Source organism: Leeia aquatica (assembly GCF_012641365.1).
Classification (GTDB): domain Bacteria; phylum Pseudomonadota; class Gammaproteobacteria; order Burkholderiales; family Leeiaceae; genus Leeia; species Leeia aquatica.
In genome coordinates this window covers 715,961-732,253 of record NZ_JABAIM010000001.1, presented here as the reverse complement: position 1 = coordinate 732,253, position 16,293 = coordinate 715,961, and the positions used below count along the sequence as shown (strand labels likewise).

The window sequence follows — 16,293 nt, the reverse complement described above, 5'->3', positions numbered from 1 at the left end:
TCAGGAAGAGGACACATCATGGTCGTTCATGGCAGCTTTGACATTACCCTGCAACCCTTGGAGCCTGCGTTTGCCGGGCAGGATGGGGTGCAGCTGGGGCGCATGTCGTTCGAGAAGACCTTTCATGGCGAGCTGAGCGCGCAAAGCCGGGGCGAGATGCTGAGCGCCCGCACGGCGGTGGAGGGGGCCGCTGCCTATGTGGCCATCGAGCAGGTGAGCGGCAGTCTGAGTGGCCAAACCGGCAGCTTCCTGCTGCAACACTTCGGCACCCGCAGCAGCAGCCACAGCCGTCTGACACTGGAAGTGGTACCACACTCCGGCAGCGGCGAGCTCAGCGGCCTCGCCGGGCAGATGGTCATCCGCATCGAGGGTGGCCAGCATTATTACGATTTTGATTACACGCTGGATTGAGTGTGAAGGGGTAACCTGGTGGGCATCAAGTTAACGTGGTCTGCCCTGAAACCTTGGCTGGAAGCCCTGCTGATGTTGCTTTACCTCGTGGGGACGGCATTGGGTGCCATCGCGCTGGTGATGGTGCCCAAGTGTGCGGCCCCTGCAGGCTGGGTGCGTCCGGTGTCGGTGGATGTGCTGCACTGGCTCGCCGTCATTGCGATGGTGGTGGGTTGGGGGCTGGGGACGCAGGGTGAGCGCTGGCGCTGGGCGCGGCTGGGCTTTCTGTGGCTGGTACCGCTGGGTATCGTGTCGGCGGTGGCCTCTCTCTTTGTGTGGGCCTGCAGCATGGGCTGAGGGCGAGGGCAGCTTCCTGCTGCAGCACGTTGGCAGCCACAGCCACTTGGCGCTGAAAGTGGTGCCACACTCCGGCAGTGGCGAGCTCAGCGGCCTCGCCGGGCAGATGGTCATCCGCATCGAGGGTGGCCAGCATTATTACGATTTTGACTACACGCTGGGTTGAACATGGGCCTTTGCTGGGCTCACCACCTTGTTGACTGGAGACACCATGCAGCGGGATATTGCACTCAGGCTGGACGCCATGCTGATGCAGGCAAGGGGCAGCATTGATCAGGTGGCGCACTACATGAAGCGCCATTTGACCGATGCCGAGTTTGACGACTTCCGGCAGTCGCTGGGGGCCAGCATGGTGGCGTTAATTGAGATTTCCAACGCGCTGCACCAGCAGTTTCCGGACACGGTGCCTGAAGAGTTGAGGTCGGATGAGATATCGCAATAATGGCGGTACGGTGAGATCGCACCATCAAGGGCCCTGGCTGTGGCTGGCCTTGCTGTTGCTCGCGCTGTTATTGCCGGTTCTGCTGTTGCCCGCACAGGCGGATGAGCCACAACTGCTCGGGCGGTGGAAGTCTGACCGGCAGCGGACGATGGATTTTGCCCGTAAGCATGCCCTGCTGGAAGCCAAGACGGTACGGTTTCTGGAACAGCTGATGGGGCATCTGGTGCTGACGTTCAAGCCTGGAATGGTGACGAGTGACATGCCGGCAATTGAGGTGCTGTCAGCATCCGGGAAACATTCCAGGTTCACGGCCTACACGAATCATGACGCCTATACCGTGCTGGGGAAGACGGATACGCAGATAGCCCTGTCATCCATAGACCCATACACCAAGCGGCCTTTTATCACGATCTACAACTTTGAAAGCAAGGACGTGATGTGGGTCTACACGGCTAACCCGCTGATGCCTGATCTCCACCTCCGCGAATACTTCGTCCGTCTACCCTAAGCGACATCCTGACCATGACCCTCAAGCCCGCACTGAAAATACTTGCCCATAGCCTGCTGATGTTGCTTTACCTTATGGGGACGGCGTTGTGCGTCATTGATTTGGTGATGGAGCCCAAATGTGGTGGGGCTGCAGGCTGGGTGCGTCCGGTGTCGGTGGATGTGTTGCACTGGTTCGCCATTGTTTCGATAGCCGTGGGTTGGGGGCTGTGGACGCAGGGTGAGCGCTGGCGCTGGGCGCGGTTGGGCTTTCTGTGGCTGGTGCCGCTGGGTGTGGTATTGGAAGTGCTGTCTATGTTTGTGTTGTCCTGCAGCATGGGCTGAGGGTAGCGGCCTGGCGGGCGGGTTGGGCGTAGCGGCCCGGGGTGTAGCCGAAGCTGCGGACAAAGCAGCGGGTCATGTGGCTTTGGTCGGCAAAGCCGCTGGCGTGGGCGGCTTCGGATGAGAGTACATCAACGCTGCGGCTGTGCGCCTGCAGGCAACGAGGTGAGTTAGCCCATAGATGGGGCGTTTGCGTGACGTCTCATTCATTAGTCAAGCGTTTTCGTCCTTTGCGTTGTAATATTCTGCAGCTCACGCTATGGTATTCGCCGCGGCGAATCTGCGTATACAGCCGTAAGGGAGTAGCGTTTTTCAATATCAAGCATGATTGGGATTTGAATGCATTTGTCATTTTATTATAAGAAGCTAACCCACAAGATGTCGGGTGCTCTGGTTTTCTTTGCAGCCATGATGCTGACGGGTTGTGCCAACTTCTATGTGGATGGTACGACCAAGGAAGTGCCGGTGTCTGAGATGAAGGCTGTGGCGAATGCCAAGCCTGTCGCCGTGGTGTTCGAGTTTCAAACCAATGGCGTATCGAATGCCATGGGTACCAAGGCATTGAAGGAGATGGTTGTTAAACAAATCTCCGAGAGTGGCTTGTTTTCATCGGTGGAAGGTACACCCAGCGCAAATACACCCATCCTGAATGTGACATTGAATAATGTTGCATTGGTTGATGAGGCGATGCGCAAGGGCTTCTTGACCGGCCTCAGCTTTGGGGCAGCAGGCAACACGGTCACGGATGGCTATATCTGCACGTTGACGTATCTGCCTGCTGGTCAGGTCAAACCTGTCGTCACGACTGCACGCCACGCCATTCATACGGCGCTGGGTAGCGCAGGTGCGCCTCCAGGGGGCATCAAGGTGGGCAGTATTGATGAAGCGGTGACCGTTATGACCCGTGCAATCTTGAGCAATGCGCTGCGCGACTTGTCGCGTGACGCTGGTTTCAATAACTAAAACAAGACAGGGAGTAGAAATTGAAAGTGGTGTTCAGGCATGTCGTAGGTGCAGTGGGTTTGGTCTGGTTGTTGCAGTTAACAGGGTGTATGCAGTTGAGCATGTCACCACCGCAACCCACCATCGCCACTACCAGCAAACTCCGCGCAGCTAGCTTTACCATGATGAAGGTTGGCGCTTTCGCACTGGATGCTGCGAAAGATCCGCAGACGGACAAGGGAATCAGTATCCGGACCAATACGCTGAGCTCCCCGGTAAACGGTGCCTTCAGCCAGCACTTGCGTGAACTGCTGCGTGTGGAGCTACAAGCAGCTGGATTGCTGGATGATGCTTCTCCCGTGGTGATTACAGGTACTCTGCTGGAGCATGATGTCCAGGCGCCTATTGGTAAGGGCAGCGCTGTACTCTCGGCCCGCTTCATTGTGACGTTGGCTGGCGTAGAGCGCTATAAGCGCGACCTGAGGGTGGAGTCTGGCTGGGACTCGCCTTTCCTGGGGGCTGTAGCCATTCCGGGTGCGGTTGGGCAGTATGAAAACCTATACCACAAGCTGGTGGATAAACTGCTGGACGATCCGGATTTCCGCAAGGCAGTTGCCAAGGGCGTATAAGACACGCCGGCCTGTGAATCAAATGCCCTTCTCGTGAAGGGCATTTTTCATTCATGGGCGTAGCAGCAAGTACGGTAAGGCATGATCGGGATGCATCATGTGTTCAGAGTGTGTCCCTGTCATCAAGGTTGAAATGAATATGCCCAGAGCTAGCTCATGCTTTGGGTGAAAGCTCCTCGGTAGTTCCTCTACTCATCTGGGAATGACGCTGGAGGTGGGATGGTCTTGGTTAGTATGTACGCGCCGACGAGGGCAGCGGCCTAGCGGGCGGGTTGGGCATAGCGGCCCGGGGTGTAGCCGAAGCTGCGGACAAAGCAGCGGGTCATGTGGCTTTGGTCGGCAAAGCCGCTGGCGTGGGCGGCCTCGGCCAGCGGCATGCCTGCTGCGATCTGCTGGCGTACCCACAGCAGGCGTTGCTGTAGCAGGTAGGCGTGCGGGGTGAGCCCAGTCAGCCGGGTGAAAGCGCGGATCAGCTGAAAGCGGCTCAGGCCCGCCTCTTGCGCCAGCTCGGCCAGCGAGACGGCTTGCAAGGGGGTGTCGTCGATGCGGCTGCGGGCGCGCCCGGCGGCGCTGTCGGCCGCGGGGGCTGGGGGTAGCGGGCGGTCCAGCAACTGCGCCAGCAGCAGCGGCAGGGTTTCATCCAGCACCAGCGCATGGTCGCGCCCGCCGGGCTGGCGCACGGTCTGATACAGGGTCTGGAACAGCGCGGCAGCTTGCGCATGGCGCAGTACCGGGTAGGAGAGCTCCGCCGCAGGCTGGGCGCGGTCGGCGGCCATGTCGTCGAGTACGGCCTGCACCCGCTGCGGCGACAGGTAGAGCATGTGCCAGCGCCGCCCTTGCAGGCCCACCGGCTTGCCGTCGTGCACCTCGCCGGGGTTGACGCTGATCAGGTCGCCCGCCGTAGCCTCCACCGGGCCACGTCCACTGGCCGATTGCTGCGCGCCATGCAGCAGCAGGCCAATGCCATATTGGTCATGGATGTGTTTGCTAAAGGTGCGGTCTGATGCCGCCTCGACCACTTCCAGGTCCAGGCTGGCGATGCGCTGCACCCTGACGGCATGTTCTGCCAAATCGGCCTCCCTGGCCCTGCGGGTCGCAAGCAATTACCTTAATGGCAATCGGCAGGGCTGGCAAGGCAGGGCGTCGGCCGGTGGGGCGCTTACTGCTGGCCGCCTTCGTGCGTGAGAGGGGGATGGCCTGCACAAATGGTTTGGCAAGGCTTGGTCGAGCGGTATTCAATGGCAGGTTAGGTCATGGGGCGCAAGGGCTGGTTCAAGGATAGGGCGGAGCAAGTGAGCATGGCGATCCACGCAGGTCAAAAATATCGGCGGCAGTATGACCATCTGAAGTTCATCTTGCGGGAAAGAGCGCCGTATCTGCTGGATGAGCCCATGAAGGGGCTGGAAGACTTTGTTGCGGGGAAGGCGGGGCGGTCACACTTTCTTGTAGGACAGGATTTCCATTATTTGTCGTACGGGCATCTTTGCCATGGCATGTACAGCCTGTTGCGCAATGATCTGGAAGCCGGTCTGGAGGCCAACCGGCTGGCCGCCTGGTATTGCTACTGGTATGCGCAGCTTGAAGTCCAGTTTGTGCGGGTGCAGCGCGTCAGCTTCTACCTCGACTTGCCGCTGGAGCTGTTGCATATGCTGGTGGCCGGGTATGACAAACCCGTGAGCACGCTGCTGACCATACTGGACACCGATCAGCCCCAGCGGCTGGAGTATCTTGGGGGGTACGGAGGGCATACCCCCTATTCAGCAAGACTGTTGCAATGGTTCTCGGGCTACGATGCCCTGCATGGCCGGCATGATGGGGTGCTGCTGCCGTGGTATCAGACCCTGCTGGACCATGCACTGGAGCCGGATACCGAACGCCTGCTGCCTGCGGTAACGGCAGCATGTGACTGGCACATCCGGCAGACGCGCAATACCACGGACCACACAACCTACTGCTTCGACTCGCCGCCCTACATGCTGTATCCGGTCGAAATCCTGGCCTGGCTGCGCTTGCGGCAACGGCATGGCCTGGAGGATGGTGACGCCTTTTGTGCTGCTCATCCCTTGATGCAGCTACCCAGCGGTCGGCTGTATGACTATGCGCCTTTTCCGGAAGGTCCACCGCTCGCCCGAGCTGCGCTGCACAAGATGCGGGAACGGTACCCGGGCCTGCCACTGGCGTAAGGTGGAAGGCCTCCCGCTTTGTCCTGAAGCAGGAGGCGCTGCACCCTGACGGTATGCTCTGCCAAATGGGCCTCCACCATCACTCTTATGGCAATCGGCAGATCAGGCCAGCGGCAAGGCCTGCCCGCAGGCGTACGCTCAGGGAATGCGGCGCAGCTTGAGCAGTTTCTTGTTCCAGTCGGCCACGGCTGCCGGTGCAACGCCCAGTACCCGGACATTGACCAGCCAGCCGCCGCGCTCGTAGCTGATATTGGGGAAGGGGCTGACCCCGGTGGGCGGGATTTCATGCAGTGCCTTGTTCGGGTCGCCCGCTGCCGCTTTCCACTGGGTGCCAGGCGGGGTGGACATCTTGCGCCATTGCTCTGCGGTGGGGGCGGGCAGGGGGCCGGCATCGACCAGCAGTTTGAGGTCTTTGCCCTTGTACACGCAGCCTTTGCCGATGATGCCTTCGCCGGGGGTGCCGGCAGCAAAGGTTTGCCCCAGCTGGGCTTTCAGTTCATCTGCGCTGAACGGGCAGACCGGGGCGCTGGCGGCGTGGGCCGTACTGAGCGCGACCAGGCTGCTGATCAGCAGGGCGGTCATGGGCAAGATTCGTGTGTTCATGGGTGTCCTCCTTGGCGGTATCGGCGGGGGTGAGGCCCTCTTGCCGGGTATGTGGGCGCTCATCCCTCATCTACGGATGGTACGGTAGCGTTAATCCATCGGCATATCAAGTCGGTGTCGGGATGGCCTGTTGTTGCAGGTTTGCGCTATGCCGTGCGTTGCCCCCCGTTTTTACCTGTACGAAAGTCGCGTTTGGCTGGTTCCACACAACGCATCAAATGAGAGCTGTTCTATGCTCGTGCTCCCTGTTGGTCGGTGGAGGTGCAGCTTGCGCAACGCCGCTCCTGTGCTGTGATGGTCTGCATGGTTCAGGTTCGGCAATCACATGACACGAGGATTGCTGACCTGCTGTTGTAGCTCGCCCCGGCGTGCTGCACTGCTGCTCTGCAAGCCGGTAACCCCCGACCCTTGCCTGCTTTGGCATCGTACCGTCGTTCTGCCGGTACGCCAGTAGTGTGCTTCCTCCCTTATCCCCCTGGTGCTGACGTGTGGCGTTGGCTGGCCCGGTGCGGCCGCCCACGCCCCTGGGGGAGCGTGCGCCCTGTTGTTCTCCATCGCCGTTAACGCTGTGAGGCCTGAAATGGCCCGGAGATGGAGCAGACATGATGCGTCCGGCTTTGAGCCCGCGTGAGCGGGCGGTGTTGCTGTGCATGGTGGAGGGCTTGGGGGAGAAGGCGACGGCGCTGCGCTTGCAGATCAGCGTCTACACGGTGAAGGAGTATCGGGCCAGCCTCTACCGCAAGCTGGAGGTGCGCAATGCCACCGAAGCCGTCAGGGTGGCCCGGCAGCAGCTCCTGATCCCGGTGGCGGGCGCTTCCCCCCTGTGCGCCTGAAGGATTAACCCGGCGCGAGCGCGAGGTGGGGTTCTGGCTGGCGCAGGGGCTGAGCAACAAGGAGGTGGCGCGCCAGCTGGGCATCAGTGACCTGACGGTGCGCAAGCATCGGGAGAACCTGTTGCGCAAGCTGGGCTTGAACGATGGCCTGCAGTTACAGCAGTTCGACTGGAGATGAGCAGCACAGTCAATACGACATGAGAGGGGTGGGGCGGGGGCGGCAATCGGCGCATGCTGGAGCCTCCGTTGCAGCACAAAGCGTTTGTCTGGCGTTGCTGTGTTTTGGCGGATTTTATCCTGTTTTGACAACTTTTATGGAGTAATGGACATGCCTAGCTACAAGTTGAACATTGATTTCGCTGCTACCGATCTGGGTACGCTGCTGTCGGCTGGCGAGAATGTGGTGATCACCAAGACGGTGAACGGCAGCGCCGGTTCCTCAGTGGCGTGGGTGACCTTCAGCCCGCTGGAGCAAAACACGGTGAGCTGGACCGACAGCTACACCCTGTATGCGTCCACCTCCAGCGTGCAGAACGGCGCCACCATCAACATGCTGTCGCAAGCGCCGGGTGCGGAAACCATGCAGCTGCCGTTCACCAACCTCGCCAGCTTCGGCGCTGCCACGCCGGGCCTGACCTTGCCGGTGGACACCTATGGCCTGGTCAACCAGTACCTGCGTCAGCCTGCCATGACCTTTGGTCTGGCACAGGAAGCCAATGTGTCCGGTACCGGCCTGCCTGCCAGCCCGATCAACGCTGCGCTGGTGCCGATGAACCATCAGGCTACCTTCCAGCCGCTGGAAATCATCCAGGTCTTCATGCAGGCCAACATCGACAGCGGCATGGTGCTGACCGAAGTCTACAGCAACACCATCGACCTGACCTTCGGTGCCGGTGTCAATGAGCAGACCATCGTCTACAGCCCGGCAGTGGGTGGTTTCGTGCTGAAGCCGCGCGGCTGATCGTTCAAGGGGACAGCGCCATGTCGTATGCCAGCAAAGTGATTGAACTGGATCTGGGAGTTCTGGCTTCGCCGCAGCAGGACGTCGAGCAGGTCGTATCCTGCATGTTCAATGGTGGTTGGCTGCTGTACGGCAGCTATGTTCTGGACCAGATCCGCGACGGTCATACGCGGGAGCAGGTGTTGCACCTGCTGTTTGTCCGCAAGGAGAAAGACGCGGTCAATCCCATGGCCATACCGTGCCCGGCCTGCGGCGTGCTGCGCTGAGCCCCGCCCCCTTGGGCCCACTCCGGTGGAGTGGGCCGTTTGATGGCTTTGCAATACAAGAAGGACGAATCATGAGTACTTTTACAAGCGATGACGCCGCCACGGCGTTGATCTGCATCCCGGATATGTCGCAGTCGCCCAAAGACCGGGTGGATCAGAAAACACTGGATGCTTACGCCAACAGCGTGGAGTGGAATGCAGCCGTTGTCAGCGATGGCATTGCTGCTGAGCTGGCCAAGAGTACGATCCAGGTGGAGCAAGCACAGGGTATGTGGGTGGTTGCCCTTGATAGTCAAGAGAGTCGTACCATCCAGGCTGCGGCTCCCCTGCAGCTGGATGTAGACCCGCCACCGCAGCGGACCATCTTCAACATCCGCATCAGCTCGCGGGATGTACCCCCCACCGTGAATGCGTTAGCCAATTTCTTTGGGCGTCCTCGCACGGTTGGCGGACTGATCCTGACCGTGGTGGCGGTTGGCGCTACGGCAGCAGGCTATCAGCTGGCGGTGCGGCGGGTACCCAATCCGCCCTCTGACGCTGCTTAAGCCGATCAAGGCCTTCGGCAGTATTGCCCCACCAGCCTGGCTGGTGGGGTTTTGGCCTGTCCGAAAGTCGAGGTTGCCATCCGGTCGAATTCCGACCGCGACGGTCTGCGCTATGCTCTTGCTGCCCCATTTCGGGTTTGCTGGAGCGTCGTGTGCAACACTATCAATTGACCCTCAATATTGCGCCAAAAGTGCTGGCCACCGTACTGGATGCGGACCTCTCTGTGGTGGTGGCCCGGCAGAACAAGGGCAGCACCGGCCCGCTGCTGGCCTGGGTGGCGTTCAGTCCCTTGCCATCCAACCAGGTGAGCTGGGAAGAAGCGTATTCCCTGTACGCATCCACCACCGAGGTGTTGTCTAATGATGTGGTGATGGTCCAGGCGCTGCAAGACGCAGCGATGCCGGGCAAGGTCTATCCTTTCGACCGGCACGCCAGTTTTGGTCCGCCCACTGCCGGTGCGGCAGCCGGGCAGTATGCCATCTCCAATAGCTACACCCATGCCCGGATGATGACCTTTGGCCTGGCACAGGCAGCGGTGCTGTCAGGCAATGTACAAGCGCCGAGCCCGGTGACGGCGGTCTCCATACTGCAAGAGCAGACGATCACTTTTACGCCACCAGATACCCTGCTGGTTTTCCTCACACGGGCTGTCGAGCCCGGCACGGTACTGGGCCCGGCCTCCAGCCTGCAGGCCAATGTGGCCGAGTACCCCATCGAGGCCGTGCAGCAGGGCCTGACGTTGTTCTATAGTGCTGAAACCGGACGATTTGAACCACACCAGCCGTGAGGAACCCAGCATGCCTAGCTACACGTTGAATATTGATTTCTCTGCCGCCGATCTGGGTACGCTGCTGTCGGCAGGTGAGCATGTGGTGATCACCAAGATAGTGAATGGTAGTGCTGGCGCCTCGGTGGCGTGGTTGACCTTCAGCCCGCAGGCGCAGAACACCGTAAACTGGTCGGAAGACTACACCCTGTACGCGACGACATCAGGTGAGCATGCGGCGTCGCCACAGGTACTGGAATGGCAGAGCGGGCAAGCGTTGCCCTGGCCGGTGGCGGGGACGGGGGAGCAGTCACTGGAAGGTGAACTTGGCGCAGTCAATGCCACAGGTTTGTCCTTCGCGCTGCAAAGCCGAGTGGACGGTGAAACCGTGCTGATTCCGCTGCAAGGGCCTGTCGTGCCAGCGGAGCGGTCATCCGGCAGCCTGAGCTGGCAGCCGGATGCGGGCCACTTTGTGCTGACGATGGCGGAGTGAGGTTCGCACGATCAATAATAGGGTTCGGCGTGCAGGGCAAACAGGTCATCACGTCCCCTGAACAGTGAGTGCCAACGTCCCAAGGAGCGCATCATGCAGCCATTATTTCTGGCATTCTGGAATGTGGAAAACCTGTTTGATCTGGAGACAGCACCCCGGCTCGACAAGCTGCAGAAAGTAATCGGCAAGAGCCTGCAGGGCTGGGACGACGCGGTGCTGTCCAGCAAGCTGGGCCAACTCTCCAAAGTGATCCGCAGCCTCAATGAGGGCAAGGGGCCGGACGCACTGGGTGTGTGCGAGGTAGAGAGCGCCGCCGTGCTGGGCAAACTGTGCCAGCGCATTGCTACTGACGGCGGGCGGCAGTACCAGGTGGCGCATGCCGACAGCAGCGACGCACGCGGCATTGATGTCGCCTTCCTCTACGACGCGCAGCGCATGCAGGCTGGGGCCACCTTCCAGCATTGGGTGGTGAAACGCAAGGCTACGCGCGACCTGCTGCAAGTGAATTTCACGGTGGAGGGCCAGCCGCTGGTGCTGATTGCCAACCACTGGCCGTCCCGCCTGGGCGGGCAGTACGAATCCGAGCCCTACCGTATGACGGCAGGCGAAACACTGGCCTACTGGCACCAGCGCATCCAGCAAGAATTGGGGCCGCAGGTGGCGGTGGTGGCGATGGGGGACTTCAACGATGAACCCTTCAACCGCTCGCTGCAGGAGTACGCGCTGGCGGTGAACGACCGCGACACCGTGCTGAACGGACGCAACCCCTATTGGTTGAACCTGATGTGGCCGCTGCTGGCTACAGGGCAGGGCAGCCATTACTACGATGGCTGGGGCATGCTGGACCAAATGCTGGTCAGCAAGGGCGTGGTGAATGGGCAAAGCGGCTGGCGGGTGGAAACGCCATGCCGCATCGAAGGACAAGGCCTGATGGCGCAAAGCAACCGCCAGCCGCACCGCTTCGGGCTGGAACCCGGCAAGCGCGACCTCAACGGCTTCAGCGATCACTTTCCAGTGAGCCTGACCTTGCAACGGGTGGGGTGAGGCATCAGGGGGCGATGGTCCAGCGCAGGTCGCAGTTGAGTTTGGCCAGCAGCTGCTGCGGTACCTTCTTGCGATAGAGTTCGGCCAGTGCCTTGTTGAAAGCCTTGAGAATGGCGGGGCTGGCCGGGCGCTGGCGGCTTAGCATCAGGTGGGTGGTGAATTGATCGGTCATCCGCTTGGGGTGCGCGGCCAGTTGCTGGATCTGTGCAGCGGAAAACTGCTTGTGCAGCAGAAAGCAGGCCACATTGCGCTCAATCGGCAGCAGGTCCACCCGTTTGTACAGCAGCTTGCGCAGGCCGGAGAGGTCATCCGGGGTGGTGTCGCCTTTCAGCTTGCCTTCCGTCAGCAGTTTGCGGAAGGCGGGGGTGTAGGTGTAGTCCGGTATCACGGCGATGGTATAAGGGGCCAGATCCGCCTCGCTGTGCCAGTCAAATGGCATGTCCTTGCGGTGCAGGAAGACCCACTGCTCGGTCAGCACATTATCACTCAGCCAGAAATCCCGCACCCGATCTGTCGTCTTGCCCCAATAAGCCGTCCCATCCCATCGACCAAGTCGGGTTTCCACCTGGGCGCGGCTCCATGGCATGAAGTGGTATTGCACATCATAACCCGCCTGATCGAACGCCTGACGGATCAGCGCCAGCACAATGCCCTGATCCGGGCGGGATTCGGTGGCGTATGGCGGTAGCTCCCCCGTCGCCAGATGCAGAGTGGTCCGCGCCTGTGCGCCCACCGGCAGCCAGGCCAGGCAACCATACAACAAGCCAGACAGCCAAAGCATCAAACGGGTCGGCATGGTCTCATCAGGGTAGTGAGCAGATGTCCCTTTACTGGAACACCTCATCCAAGAAGGTGCGCATCGCCGCAAATGAACGCCGGTCGGCATTGGCATTATAGGCCGAGCCCTTGCTGATGTCGTTGCCAGCGGTGGGCAGGGTGAAGGCATGCACCGCGCCGCTGTAGGCAATGAATTGATAGTCCACCCCGGCGTTATTCATTTCCTGCTGGAAGCCACGCACCTGCTCAGCGTTCACCGCCGGGTCCAGTGCGCCATGCAGCACCAGTACCTTGCCCTTGATGTTACGGGCGTCCTCCGGTGTCGGGCTGCTCAGACTGCCGTGAAAGGTGATGGCGCCGACAATCGGTGCACCGCTGCGTGCCAGCTCCAGCGCACCCATGCCACCAAAGCAGTAGCCCATAGCCGCGATCCGGCTGCGGTCTACTTCCGGGCGGGCCTGCAGCCAGTCCAGTGCTGCCTGCATCCGCGCACGGTAAAGCGGCCGGTTGCCGCCAAACTGGCTGGACACCGCCCGCGCATCCGGGCCGCTGGCCGGGCGTACGCCCTTGCCATAGATATCTGCCGCAAAGGCCACATAGCCCAGCTCGGCCAGCTGGCGGGCGCGGCCTTTCACATAGTCGCCCACCCCGGTCCAGTCATGCACGATGATCACCGCCGGGCTGTTGCGGTTGGCCTTGTCCGGCCACGCTACATAGCCCTCCAGAACGGTATCACCTTGACGGTAAAGCACCGTCTCGGTTTGCACCGCATGTGCTGTGATGACGGCCAGACAGGCCAGCAGGAAACCACTTAATCGCTTGAACATGATCGTCTCTCCTTGGCGCAGTGATTCAGCATAGCAGGGTACGGGGTTCAGTGCGTAAAGGCAGGATGATATGATGATGTCTTTACACCAAGCGAGCCACAGCACCCCATGATGGAACCTGATCCGCACAACCCTTATGCCGCCCCAACCGCCCAGGTCGACCGGCCGGACGAGCCGCTGATCGACGGCATGCAGATGGCGAGCCGCCTCAGCCGGCTGGGCGCCAATATCCTGGACAGCATATTTCTTTTGCTACTGTCGGGTGCCATTGCCCTGATGTTCTACTATGGCAATGGCGAAGATGCCTGGCTGGCTTCGCTGCTGGGCGAGGATGAAGATGCTTTGCCGCTGGGGGCGCTGGTGGGCATCACCGCGGTGATGTTTGGCAGCTTTGCGGTATTGAATGTGATACCCCTGATGGCCACCGGCCAGACGTTGGCCAAGCGCATCCTGGGTATCCGCATCGTAACAGAAGACGGTCAGCAAGCCGGTCTGGCGCGGTGCCTGCTCCGCTTCATGATTCCCGGTCTGATCAACCAGATTCCCTTCGTCGGCCACATCTTTGCCCTGGTCAATGCACTGCGCATTTTTCATAGCGACCACCGCTGCCTGCACGACATCATGTTCCAGACCCGTGTGGTCAAGGTGTGACTTGATATATATCCATTGACATTTTGCGCAGGTTTTGATATCATTCATCTATCCTTGCAATCATTGCATCTGAAGCCCGCCTTGTGCGGGCTTTTTGTGTTTTGGGGGCTGGATCAGCACGCAAGGGCTCGCTACACTGCTCGCTTTCCATCAAGCAAGGTTGAAAGCATGAGTGATCAGAGTAATCCCTATGCCGCCCCCAAGGCCAACGTAGATCGTCCGGAAGGCGCTGACGGAGAGCTGGTGGATGCGAGCCGCTGGCAACGCTTGGGAGCCTCTTTTCTGGACTCCATCGTGGTCTGGCTATTGCCCTTTGTTCTGATGACCGCCTGGCACTTCATGAATCGCAATGCTGCGGGAGAAATGCCCCCTTTGTTCGGCAGTGCCTATCTTGAGCAGCTGTTTACATCTGTGCTCTTCATCGTGCTCTATACGCTGATCAACTGGCGTGGCTTGTCGAGCAGCGGTCAAAGTGTCGGCAAGCGTGCAGTGGGTATCCGGATCGTGATGCTGGATGGCCAGCAGGCCAGCGGCCAGACCGGCTTGCTGCGGATAGCCAGTATGTCATTGCTGGGGCTGATCCCTTTTGCTGGCGTCATCATCGCGCTGATTGATGCCCTGCGCATCTTCGCTGCCGACCGTCGTTGCTTTCACGACATCGTGTTCGGCACCCGTGTGGTGAAAGTGTGATTTTGATATATATCATTTGACATTATGTGCAACATTTGATATCATTCAGTCATCCTTGCAATAAGTGCATCTGAAGCCCGCCTTGTGCGGGCTTTTTTGTTTTCTGGAGTCCATGCATGACCGTCGCGCATCCCTATGACCCGGCCCTGGCGGCGCGGGTGTGTGCCGGGCTGGCCGAGGGTTTGCCGCTGGCACGGGTGTGCCGCAAGCGTGGCTTGCCCGCGCTGGCCGTGGTGCTGGGCTGGCTGCAAAGCGAAGCCGAGTTTCGCCAGCAGTACCAGCTGGCCCGTAGTGTGCAGCTCGACGCACTGGCAGAAGACATGGTGGAGATTGCCGACGCCGCCCAAGGGCTGGATAACGCCGGTGTGGCAGCCGCCAAGCTGCGGGTGGAAGTACGCAAGTGGCGCGCAGCGCAACTGGCGCAGCCCTTGCCGAGTGACGGCGAGCCAGCCACCCCCAGCTGGCCACTGCTGGATGAACAGCAGCTGGACACCCTGCGGCGCGAACTCGCCGAGCAGGTCTAGCCGCCGTACCCGACACCGCGCGGGGAGGGCGCACCTTTCATTCCCGCCTGACAGGCGACGGTACAGGTCTGGTCCATGCAGCCTTTCTCTCCCCAGCACTACGCTGTGGCCGCACAGTGGGCGCGGCAGGACCTCTATTTCTTCTCGCGCTGGCTGTTCCTGCAGCGGCGCGGCTACCTGTGGCAGCGCGCACCGCATCACCGCTTGATCTGTGACGCGCTGATGCGGGTGTTTCGCGGCGAATGTCGCCGCCTGATCATCAACATCCCGCCGCGTTACTCGAAAACCGAGCTGGCGGTGGTCAATTTTGTCGCCTGGGCGCTGGCGCAAGTGCCGGACGCCGAGTTCATCCACGTCAGCTACGCCGCTGCGCTGGCCAGCCATAACAGCGCAGCGATCCGCAGCCTGATGCAGCACGAGGCCTACCGGGCGATTGCGCCGCACACCCGGCTGGCACGCAGCGCACGTTCACACTGGAGCACCACCGCGGGCGGCGTGATGTACGCCACCGGGGCAGGTGGCACCATTACCGGCTTTGGTGCCGGCAAGCAGCGGCCCGGCTTTGGCGGGGCCATCCTGATCGACGACCCGCACAAGCCGGATGAAGCCCGCTCCGACACCACCCGGCAAGGCGTGATCGACTGGTTCCAGAATACGCTGGAGAGCCGCAAGAACCGTCCGGATACCCCGGTCATCCTCATCATGCAGCGCCTGCATGAGCACGACCTCTCCGGCTGGCTGCTGGACGGTGGCAATGGCGAAGCTTGGGAGCACCTGTGCCTGCCCGCCTTGCAAGACGACGGTCACGCGCTCTGGCCAGAGCGGCACGATGTCGCCACCTTGCAGCGCATGGCGCAGGCGGCACCGTATACCTTTGCCGGACAATACCAGCAACAGCCTGCGCCGCCTGCCGGGCTGCTGTTCAAGCCGGATCAGGTGGCGCTGCTGGACGCCGTACCCGCCGGGGTGCGCTGGGTGCGCGCCTGGGATCTGGCCGCCACCGCACAAGGTGGCGACTGGACGGTGGGAGCCAAGCTGGGGGCATTGCCAGATGGTCGCTGGCTGGTGGGCGACCTGATCCGCCTGCAAGGCGGGCCGGACCAGGTGGAAGCGGCCATTCGCCATGCCGCCCAGCGGGATGGCCCGGCTTGCCGTATCGCCATCCCGCAGGATCCCGGTCAGGCGGGCAAGGCGCAGGTGGCCTACCTGAGTCGCCAGCTGGCCGGTTTCAGCCTCAGTGCCTCGCCGGTGACGGGCGACAAGCTGACCCGTGCCGAGCCACTGGCGGCGCAGCTCAACGTCGGCAACGTGCTGCTGCAGCGCGCACCGTGGAACGACGCGCTGCTGGCCGAGCTGCGGCTGTTCCCCAACGCCCGGCACGACGATCAGGTGGACGCGCTGTCGCTGGCCTTTGCGCAGTTGAGCCAGAGCCCGTTTGGCCTGCTCGACCACTACGCCCACCGCGCCCGCCGCGAACCGACTGACCCGAATCCGGCCCTGCCACGTGGCGGGGCGATCAACGCTTGACTTGCAGAGGACCG

At 61.2% G+C, this 16,293-nt stretch carries 24 protein-coding genes and 2 pseudogenes; 21 read left to right on the top strand and 5 right to left on the bottom strand.

All coding sequences use genetic code 11. From position 1 onward, the window contains the following. Window positions 1-18 precede the first annotated feature (18 nt). The 6 genes from HF682_RS03635 to HF682_RS03615 all read left to right on the top strand — a co-directional run bounded on the left by HF682_RS03635 (window position 19) and on the right by HF682_RS03615 (window position 2,020). Entirely contained in the window at window positions 19-411 is a 393-nt protein-coding gene (locus HF682_RS03635; protein WP_168875868.1) for a DUF3224 domain-containing protein, read from the top strand. 72 nt (window positions 412-483) lie between these two features. Continuing rightward, window positions 484-747, top strand: a complete 264-nt coding sequence (locus HF682_RS17675; protein ID WP_205881889.1) for a hypothetical protein — start codon at window positions 484-486, stop codon at window positions 745-747. After that, on the top strand, window positions 722-913 hold the full coding sequence (locus HF682_RS17670; RefSeq protein ID WP_205881888.1) for a DUF3224 domain-containing protein: 192 nt from the start codon (window positions 722-724) through the stop codon (window positions 911-913). The genes HF682_RS17675 and HF682_RS17670 overlap by 26 nt, the downstream gene beginning before the upstream one ends. Window positions 914-958: 45 nt before the next feature. Further along, window positions 959-1,189, top strand: coding sequence for a hypothetical protein (locus HF682_RS03625; RefSeq protein ID WP_168875866.1), 231 nt, complete (start codon window positions 959-961; stop codon window positions 1,187-1,189). Continuing rightward, complete coding sequence (locus HF682_RS03620; RefSeq protein WP_168875865.1) at window positions 1,173-1,697, top strand: hypothetical protein; 525 nt, start codon at window positions 1,173-1,175, stop codon at window positions 1,695-1,697. The genes HF682_RS03625 and HF682_RS03620 overlap by 17 nt, the downstream gene beginning before the upstream one ends. Before the next feature lie 107 nt (window positions 1,698-1,804). After that, window positions 1,805-2,020: a hypothetical protein gene (locus HF682_RS03615; RefSeq protein WP_168875864.1), complete on the top strand. Its 216-nt coding sequence runs from the start codon at window positions 1,805-1,807 to the stop codon at window positions 2,018-2,020. On the opposite strand, the pseudogene HF682_RS18075 reads toward HF682_RS03615, so the two are convergent. Then, window positions 1,989-2,198: pseudogene (locus HF682_RS18075) on the bottom strand (helix-turn-helix domain-containing protein); the annotation flags it as partial. The gene HF682_RS03615 and the pseudogene HF682_RS18075 overlap by 32 nt on opposite strands. 158 nt (window positions 2,199-2,356) lie before the next feature. Between HF682_RS18075 and HF682_RS03605 the strand changes: the two are divergent. Beyond that, complete coding sequence (locus HF682_RS03605) at window positions 2,357-2,980, top strand: hypothetical protein (RefSeq protein ID WP_205881887.1); 624 nt, start codon at window positions 2,357-2,359, stop codon at window positions 2,978-2,980. Between the two features lie 101 nt (window positions 2,981-3,081). Continuing rightward, window positions 3,082-3,588, top strand: coding sequence for a hypothetical protein (locus HF682_RS03600; protein ID WP_205881886.1), 507 nt, complete (start codon window positions 3,082-3,084; stop codon window positions 3,586-3,588). A gap of 260 nt (window positions 3,589-3,848) precedes the next feature. Here HF682_RS03600 and HF682_RS03595 read toward each other — a convergent pair whose 3' ends face one another. Further along, complete coding sequence (locus HF682_RS03595; protein WP_168875863.1) at window positions 3,849-4,658, bottom strand: helix-turn-helix transcriptional regulator; 810 nt, start codon at window positions 4,656-4,658, stop codon at window positions 3,849-3,851. Between the two features lie 228 nt (window positions 4,659-4,886). On the opposite strand from HF682_RS03595, the gene HF682_RS03590 reads away from it, so the two are divergent. Continuing rightward, entirely contained in the window at window positions 4,887-5,771 is an 885-nt protein-coding gene (locus tag HF682_RS03590; protein ID WP_168875862.1) for a hypothetical protein, read from the top strand. 138 nt (window positions 5,772-5,909) lie between these two features. On the opposite strand, the gene HF682_RS03585 is transcribed toward HF682_RS03590, so the two are convergent. Then, window positions 5,910-6,374, bottom strand: a complete 465-nt coding sequence (locus HF682_RS03585; protein WP_168875861.1) for a hypothetical protein — start codon at window positions 6,372-6,374, stop codon at window positions 5,910-5,912. 602 nt (window positions 6,375-6,976) lie between these two features. Here HF682_RS03585 and HF682_RS03580 point away from each other — a divergent pair. The 8 genes and pseudogenes from HF682_RS03580 to HF682_RS03545 all read left to right on the top strand — a co-directional run bounded on the left by HF682_RS03580 (window position 6,977) and on the right by HF682_RS03545 (window position 11,283). Next, the gene (locus HF682_RS03580) at window positions 6,977-7,207 is read left to right on the top strand and encodes a response regulator transcription factor (protein ID WP_168875860.1); all 231 of its coding nucleotides are present in this window, start codon (window positions 6,977-6,979) and stop codon (window positions 7,205-7,207) included. Between the two features lie 13 nt (window positions 7,208-7,220). Then, window positions 7,221-7,385: pseudogene (locus HF682_RS03575) on the top strand (response regulator transcription factor); the annotation flags it as partial. A 150-nt stretch (window positions 7,386-7,535) separates the two neighbouring features. Continuing rightward, window positions 7,536-8,168, top strand: coding sequence for a hypothetical protein (locus HF682_RS03570; protein WP_168875858.1), 633 nt, complete (start codon window positions 7,536-7,538; stop codon window positions 8,166-8,168). Between the two features lie 20 nt (window positions 8,169-8,188). Beyond that, window positions 8,189-8,434 (top strand): hypothetical protein, encoded by a 246-nt coding sequence (locus tag HF682_RS03565; RefSeq protein WP_168875857.1) that lies wholly within the window; start codon window positions 8,189-8,191, stop codon window positions 8,432-8,434. Window positions 8,435-8,505: 71 nt separating this feature from the next. Then, a complete protein-coding gene (locus HF682_RS03560) occupies window positions 8,506-8,979 on the top strand; it encodes a hypothetical protein (protein WP_168875856.1) in 474 nt (157 codons plus the stop codon). Between the two features lie 152 nt (window positions 8,980-9,131). Then, complete coding sequence (locus HF682_RS03555) at window positions 9,132-9,767, top strand: hypothetical protein (protein WP_168875855.1); 636 nt, start codon at window positions 9,132-9,134, stop codon at window positions 9,765-9,767. A 10-nt stretch (window positions 9,768-9,777) separates the two neighbouring features. After that, on the top strand, window positions 9,778-10,239 hold the full coding sequence (locus HF682_RS03550) for a hypothetical protein (protein ID WP_168875854.1): 462 nt from the start codon (window positions 9,778-9,780) through the stop codon (window positions 10,237-10,239). Window positions 10,240-10,332: 93 nt separating this feature from the next. Then, window positions 10,333-11,283, top strand: a complete 951-nt coding sequence (locus HF682_RS03545) for an endonuclease/exonuclease/phosphatase family protein (protein ID WP_168875853.1) — start codon at window positions 10,333-10,335, stop codon at window positions 11,281-11,283. A gap of 4 nt (window positions 11,284-11,287) precedes the next feature. Here HF682_RS03545 and HF682_RS03540 read toward each other — a convergent pair whose 3' ends face one another. After that, window positions 11,288-12,079: a substrate-binding periplasmic protein gene (locus tag HF682_RS03540; RefSeq protein ID WP_168875852.1), complete on the bottom strand. Its 792-nt coding sequence runs from the start codon at window positions 12,077-12,079 to the stop codon at window positions 11,288-11,290. Between the two features lie 31 nt (window positions 12,080-12,110). Then, window positions 12,111-12,887 carry a dienelactone hydrolase family protein gene (locus HF682_RS03535; RefSeq protein ID WP_168875851.1) on the bottom strand — a complete coding sequence of 259 codons (777 nt, stop codon included), beginning with the start codon at window positions 12,885-12,887 and terminating at the stop codon, window positions 12,111-12,113. Window positions 12,888-12,995: 108 nt separating this feature from the next. Here HF682_RS03535 and HF682_RS03530 point away from each other — a divergent pair, with 108 nt between their 5' ends. The 4 genes from HF682_RS03530 (at window position 12,996) to terL (ending at window position 16,279) form a co-directional block, all read left to right on the top strand. Continuing rightward, entirely contained in the window at window positions 12,996-13,538 is a 543-nt protein-coding gene (locus HF682_RS03530; RefSeq protein ID WP_168875850.1) for an RDD family protein, read from the top strand. A gap of 168 nt (window positions 13,539-13,706) precedes the next feature. Beyond that, complete coding sequence (locus HF682_RS03525; RefSeq protein WP_168875849.1) at window positions 13,707-14,228, top strand: RDD family protein; 522 nt, start codon at window positions 13,707-13,709, stop codon at window positions 14,226-14,228. A 116-nt stretch (window positions 14,229-14,344) separates the two neighbouring features. Further along, window positions 14,345-14,752, top strand: a complete 408-nt coding sequence (locus HF682_RS03520) for a terminase small subunit-like protein (protein WP_168875848.1) — start codon at window positions 14,345-14,347, stop codon at window positions 14,750-14,752. 75 nt (window positions 14,753-14,827) lie between these two features. Continuing rightward, complete coding sequence (gene terL, locus HF682_RS03515) at window positions 14,828-16,279, top strand: phage terminase large subunit (RefSeq protein ID WP_168875847.1); 1,452 nt, start codon at window positions 14,828-14,830, stop codon at window positions 16,277-16,279. Window positions 16,280-16,293 lie beyond the last annotated feature (14 nt).

What these genes read in the sequence shown, in the direction of transcription:
- HF682_RS03545 (WP_168875853.1), top strand. Translation starts at nt 10,333, where the DNA reads ATGCAGCCATTATTTCTGGCATTCTGGAATGTGGAAAACCTGTTTGAT.
- HF682_RS03600 (WP_205881886.1), top strand. Translation starts at nt 3,082, where the DNA reads ATGTCACCACCGCAACCCACCATCGCCACTACCAGCAAACTCCGCGCA.
- HF682_RS03580 (WP_168875860.1), top strand. Translation starts at nt 6,977, where the DNA reads ATGATGCGTCCGGCTTTGAGCCCGCGTGAGCGGGCGGTGTTGCTGTGC.
- HF682_RS03615 (WP_168875864.1), top strand. Translation starts at nt 1,805, where the DNA reads ATGGAGCCCAAATGTGGTGGGGCTGCAGGCTGGGTGCGTCCGGTGTCG.
- HF682_RS03525 (WP_168875849.1), top strand. Translation starts at nt 13,707, where the DNA reads ATGAGTGATCAGAGTAATCCCTATGCCGCCCCCAAGGCCAACGTAGAT.
- HF682_RS03570 (WP_168875858.1), top strand. Translation starts at nt 7,536, where the DNA reads ATGCCTAGCTACAAGTTGAACATTGATTTCGCTGCTACCGATCTGGGT.
- HF682_RS03590 (WP_168875862.1), top strand. Translation starts at nt 4,887, where the DNA reads ATGGCGATCCACGCAGGTCAAAAATATCGGCGGCAGTATGACCATCTG.
- HF682_RS03535 (WP_168875851.1), bottom strand. Translation starts at nt 12,887, where the DNA reads ATGTTCAAGCGATTAAGTGGTTTCCTGCTGGCCTGTCTGGCCGTCATC.
- HF682_RS03565 (WP_168875857.1), top strand. Translation starts at nt 8,189, where the DNA reads ATGTCGTATGCCAGCAAAGTGATTGAACTGGATCTGGGAGTTCTGGCT.
- HF682_RS03605 (WP_205881887.1), top strand. Translation starts at nt 2,357, where the DNA reads ATGCATTTGTCATTTTATTATAAGAAGCTAACCCACAAGATGTCGGGT.
- HF682_RS03620 (WP_168875865.1), top strand. Translation starts at nt 1,173, where the DNA reads ATGAGATATCGCAATAATGGCGGTACGGTGAGATCGCACCATCAAGGG.
- HF682_RS03550 (WP_168875854.1), top strand. Translation starts at nt 9,778, where the DNA reads ATGCCTAGCTACACGTTGAATATTGATTTCTCTGCCGCCGATCTGGGT.
- HF682_RS17675 (WP_205881889.1), top strand. Translation starts at nt 484, where the DNA reads ATGTTGCTTTACCTCGTGGGGACGGCATTGGGTGCCATCGCGCTGGTG.
- terL (WP_168875847.1), top strand. Translation starts at nt 14,828, where the DNA reads ATGCAGCCTTTCTCTCCCCAGCACTACGCTGTGGCCGCACAGTGGGCG.
- HF682_RS03585 (WP_168875861.1), bottom strand. Translation starts at nt 6,374, where the DNA reads ATGAACACACGAATCTTGCCCATGACCGCCCTGCTGATCAGCAGCCTG.
- HF682_RS03530 (WP_168875850.1), top strand. Translation starts at nt 12,996, where the DNA reads ATGATGGAACCTGATCCGCACAACCCTTATGCCGCCCCAACCGCCCAG.
- HF682_RS03625 (WP_168875866.1), top strand. Translation starts at nt 959, where the DNA reads ATGCAGCGGGATATTGCACTCAGGCTGGACGCCATGCTGATGCAGGCA.
- HF682_RS03635 (WP_168875868.1), top strand. Translation starts at nt 19, where the DNA reads ATGGTCGTTCATGGCAGCTTTGACATTACCCTGCAACCCTTGGAGCCT.
- HF682_RS03560 (WP_168875856.1), top strand. Translation starts at nt 8,506, where the DNA reads ATGAGTACTTTTACAAGCGATGACGCCGCCACGGCGTTGATCTGCATC.
- HF682_RS03540 (WP_168875852.1), bottom strand. Translation starts at nt 12,079, where the DNA reads ATGCCGACCCGTTTGATGCTTTGGCTGTCTGGCTTGTTGTATGGTTGC.
- HF682_RS03520 (WP_168875848.1), top strand. Translation starts at nt 14,345, where the DNA reads ATGACCGTCGCGCATCCCTATGACCCGGCCCTGGCGGCGCGGGTGTGT.